Origin of the sequence: Corynebacterium faecale (assembly GCF_030408735.1) — a bacterium.
In the GTDB taxonomy this organism is placed as follows: domain Bacteria; phylum Actinomycetota; class Actinomycetes; order Mycobacteriales; family Mycobacteriaceae; genus Corynebacterium; species Corynebacterium faecale.
On sequence record NZ_CP047208.1, the window covers coordinates 1 to 4,190 of the forward strand.

Below are 4,190 nucleotides of genomic sequence, written 5' to 3' on the forward strand. Positions count from 1 at the left end.
TCAGTCAGACTTCCGGAGCTTGCTGGCTTCGTCCATCAGCTGCTGGGTGATCTCCTCGAACGCATCCTTGATCGCTAGCTCCTCGAAATCGGCGGCAGCTTGCTCCCAGTGGATCCGTTCCAGCTCCGGCAGCGCCGCCCACAGCGCCATGCGGAGATAGGTTCCACGTGATCGCTTGGTGCGCTCGGCGAGCGCGTCCAGGCGCTCGATCAGCTCCGGCTCTAGGCGCACGGAGACCACGGGGCCGCGTCCGGCGGGGTTCTTCTGGTTGGTGGCCATGAAAAGTTTCCTCTCGCTTCGGTAGGTGTAAACAATGTTTACACCGTGTCGGGGAGAGGGGTTTTTATTTTTCTCCCGGCGACTTTCGAGACGGGTCATGCCGTAAGCGAGGCGCGTGGCCACACCGCGCTCGGCGACGCAGGTGTCACTTGCTCCCCGCCCGTCAGTCGGGAAGGGGGCGCGCATAGCGCCCAGGAGCGCCGTAGGGCGCTTGAGACGGTTCGTGTGGGGACTTGGTCGCCTCCCGGGGCTTTAATCGCTTAAAAACGCGCACAGCGCATTTCTTGCCACGGGCTAGCGCGTGACCGCTGCGCGCTCACTTGCTCAGGAAGGAAAATCATCCATCGCCTAAAGCGCTTCGCGCGCTCGCCCTCTCCGAGGGGAAAACTAACCACACACCTCATGCACTAAAGTGCTGCTTCGCAGGTCAGCGCGTTTTAGCGTGCAAAAATAGTGCGGAAAACGGCGAAAACGGGGGCGCGACAATCCCCTCAGCGGCTCCCCAAAATTCACATATTCATATTTGCTACCGGCTGACTTCTTTCCCGACAGGTGGCCCCGCGAGGGCGCAGGTTGAGCCACTTTTGCGTCCCGGAGATCCTTCTAGGGCGCATTCGAGATGCGCTGCGTGACGCGCTTCGGCGGAGTGGAAGTGGTCGAAAGTCCGACATTTATAACGAACGTTCGTTATAATGGGGGCATGACTCACGGACCTTTGACCTCAGAAACCGGCGCAATCCTGAACGATCTTGGCGCAGCAGACCCTCTGGACGTGGCTATCCGGGCACGGGAGAGTGCGCATGTTCTCTCTCAAGTCGTGGAGTTTTTAGAGCAGATCGGCCGGTCTGGTGACAGCGATTTAGACGCGGTGCATGAGCGTGATTGGCAGCTCGATGCAGACACGTTGACCTTCATTGCCCAGACGTTGGAGGGGCTGGCAGACCAGGCCGAGGCGAAGGATGCCGTGAACGAATGACGGATACGTGTGCCCAATGCGGGGGGAAAATCCCGCCCCGGCCTGACCCGCGCGGACGCAGGGCGAAGTATTGCTCGGATGCTTGTCGGGCGGCAGCTAGCCGAGAACGTGCTCGCCAGCGCCACGCCCAGGAGGTCGAAGCCGCGCGTCTCCAGGCTGAGCTGGATCTGAAAACCCCGCAGGAGACCCTGGCAGAGGTAGTCCAGGAGCTTGAGGCCACCACCCGGATCATCCAGGAGCGAGGGGAAGTACCTGCCTCACTACGCCCGATTGTTGAGGCCGCATTTGATTTGATCCATGCGTCCCAGAACCCTGTAACCGTTTCGTCGACGCCACGACGTAAAACTCGGAGAGCAGTAAGACGTAGCTTTTTATAGTTATCTGATTTAGTCGTTGTGATTGGAGGGCTAATTGGTATAAAAAACTTCATTAAAAGTCAAATGAAGAAGGGTTTTTTATTTCCTCTTCTAGACCAATTAGCTCTATTCCAAGCAGATCTCCTGCTTCAGAAACATCTACCGCCCCCGCCAGTTCCCCGTTCGCCCAAGCTAGGGGGATTGAATGAGAGAATGAGGGTCTACCACTTGATTCATCGAATTCGATGTAAAGAGCCCCATCCCGGATGGTGATAGTCGCGGAATGCTTTTTCGAAGTCATGGACTTAATTCTATTGCGGAGTAGGTTTAAGTTCTGTTCACCAATAGCGTCACAACTCTGGCGTCGTCACTTATGGACACGAAAATACGGCCATTGCGATCAGACTTGAAAAAGCTTTGGGGCCTTTCTTCTCATGCGGATGATAAACGCGATAAGCTGCACCAATACCTGAAAAATGTTGAACGCCCCGTGAGCGGGAACTCACAGGGCGTCGGCTAACCCCCAGTCATCAGCTGGGAGAAAGCACTCAAAAATGACTCTAGCGGATTCGCCAGGAACATACACAGCAGATGCGTGGAATTACTCCACGGATCTGTTCGACACCCACCCTGAGCTGGCTTTACGCTCCCGGGGTTGGAACCACCAAGACGCCACCGAGTTCCTGGCCCACCTGGACCGCAGCATGTTTCACGGGTGCCCCACCCGGGACTTCTCCGCGGCCTGGGTCAAAGACCCCGAGACCGGAGAAACCCGCCCCAAGCTGCACCGAGTCGGCACCCGGTCGCTTTCCCGGTGCCAGTACGTCGCCCTGACCCACCCGCAGCGCTCCGCGGTGCTGGTCTTAGACATCGACATCCCCAGCCACCAGGCCGGCGGGAACATCGAGCACCTTCACCCGCAGGTCTACGCCACCTTGGAGCGCTGGGCACTGGTGGAGAAAGCGCCGGCCTGGATCGGGGTGAACCCGTTGTCGGGAAAGTGCCAGCTCATCTGGTGCATTGACCCGGTGTTCGCCGCCGAGGGCACCACCAGTCCGAACACCCGCCTGCTAGCGGCCACCACCGAGGAAATGACCCGTGTGTTCGGCGCTGACCAGGCATTTTCCCACCGGTTGAGCCGGTGGCCGCTGCATGTCTCTGATGATCCGACCGCGTACTCCTGGCACTGCCAGCACAATCGAGTCGATACGCTTGCTGAGCTGATGGAGGTAGCCCGCACGATGACCGGATCAAAAAAGCCAGATAGCACTGCTCACCAGGAGTTTTCCAGCGGTCGGGCACGGATCGAAGCCGCGAGGAAAGCCACCGCAGAGGCCAAAGCGCTTGCCGCCTTGGACGCCACGCTGCCTACGGCGCTGGAGGCAGCAGGTGATCTCATTGACGGGGTGCGGGTGTTGTGGGCCGCAGAGGGGCGTGCAGCGCGTGATGAGACGGCGTTTCGCCATGCGTTGACCGTGGGGTATCAGCTTAAAGCCGCAGGTGAACGCCTGAAAGACACCAAGATCATCGATGCGTATGAGCGTGCCTACAACGTCGCCCAGGCGGTGGGGGCTGATGGGCGTGAGCCGGATCTGCCTGCCATGCGTGATCGTCAGACGATGGCCCGTCGTGTGCGCGCCTACGTCGCTAAAGGCCAGCCCACGGTGAGCGCCAGGAGCACACAGACCCAGAGCAGCCGGGGCAGGAAAGCCCTGGCCACCATGGGACGCAGAGGCGCAGCCACCTCGAATGCACGCAGATGGGCGGACCCAGAAAGCGACTACGCTCGCCAGACTCGGGAGCGTTTAGCCCGAGCAAACGAGCTACGTACATTCAGCACAGACGAGAACAAAGGCCGGGTCCTGGCTTACGTTTCCGAGTGCAAGCGCCACGGTTATGACCCCACAAGCAAAGAAGTCGCAACGGAGCTAGGCCTGTCAGTAAGGCGCGTCAATGAGCTGAGAAAAGCTCTAGGAATCTCCCGGAAACGTGGCCGACCAAGTGCCTGAAAATTAATTGGCGGAGCCGTCAGCAGATAACGGTTCCCACCCCGTAGGGGTAGCGGTCGGTCCCTGAAGCTTCCCCTCTGGACTCTCTTCCTGGTCCTCTCTGAGTGCCTGAAAATTAATTGGCGGAGCCGTCAGCAGATAACGGTTCCCACCCCGTAGGGGTAGCGGTCGGTCCCTGAAGCTCTACTCATCTTCTTCCTTGCGTATGAACTTTCTCCATGAACTCACCGTTCGCTCTGGGTCTGCAACGAACGCTCCCAGGAACCCACTCAGGGTTGCAACTGCTACTCCAGCTACTGCCTCAAATAAATAACTCATAGCGGGAGTCTGACTTAAAGTGCCTGGCGGTCAGGGCGGACAGCTGCAACTGTGGAACTCTCCGCCACTGACGGCTGGCTACTCGTCCTCGTCCCTGCGGAGGAACGCTCGCCACGATTCAATCGTTCGCTCTGGGTCAGCCCAGAGGCTACCCAAGAATCCGCCCGCGCCAGCCAGTAAAAGATCACTTACTGCTTCTAAAAACATCATGGCTGGAGCGTCTAACAAACAGACCGTTGTTTAACTTTTCCC

4 protein-coding genes are annotated in these 4,190 nt (G+C 58.7%); 2 read left to right on the forward strand and 2 right to left on the reverse strand.

The annotated features are described in order from the left end of the window. On the reverse strand, nucleotides 1–279 hold the full coding sequence (locus CFAEC_RS14240; RefSeq protein ID WP_290280303.1) for a ribbon-helix-helix protein, CopG family: 279 nt from the start codon (nucleotides 277–279) through the stop codon (nucleotides 1–3). A 700-nt stretch (nucleotides 280–979) separates the two neighbouring features. On the opposite strand from CFAEC_RS14240, the gene CFAEC_RS14245 reads away from it, so the two are divergent. Further along, nucleotides 980–1,255 (forward strand): hypothetical protein, encoded by a 276-nt coding sequence (locus CFAEC_RS14245; RefSeq protein WP_290280305.1) that lies wholly within the window; start codon nucleotides 980–982, stop codon nucleotides 1,253–1,255. Nucleotides 1,256–1,684: 429 nt separating this feature from the next. Here the strand turns inward: CFAEC_RS14245 and CFAEC_RS14250 are convergent, their stop codons facing one another. Continuing rightward, entirely contained in the window at nucleotides 1,685–1,912 is a 228-nt protein-coding gene (locus CFAEC_RS14250; RefSeq protein WP_290280307.1) for a hypothetical protein, read from the reverse strand. A 253-nt stretch (nucleotides 1,913–2,165) separates the two neighbouring features. On the opposite strand from CFAEC_RS14250, the gene CFAEC_RS14255 reads away from it, so the two are divergent. After that, entirely contained in the window at nucleotides 2,166–3,620 is a 1,455-nt protein-coding gene (locus tag CFAEC_RS14255; RefSeq protein ID WP_290280301.1) for a replication initiation protein, read from the forward strand. The last annotated feature ends 570 nt before the right edge of the window (nucleotides 3,621–4,190 follow it).

Bases quoted from the DNA above. Each gene is read 5' to 3' on its own strand.
- CFAEC_RS14240 (WP_290280303.1), bottom strand. From the start codon at position 279: ATGGCCACCAACCAGAAGAACCCCGCCGGACGCGGCCCCGTGGTCTCC.
- CFAEC_RS14245 (WP_290280305.1), top strand. From the start codon at position 980: ATGACTCACGGACCTTTGACCTCAGAAACCGGCGCAATCCTGAACGAT.
- CFAEC_RS14255 (WP_290280301.1), top strand. From the start codon at position 2,166: ATGACTCTAGCGGATTCGCCAGGAACATACACAGCAGATGCGTGGAAT.
- CFAEC_RS14250 (WP_290280307.1), bottom strand. From the start codon at position 1,912: ATGACTTCGAAAAAGCATTCCGCGACTATCACCATCCGGGATGGGGCT.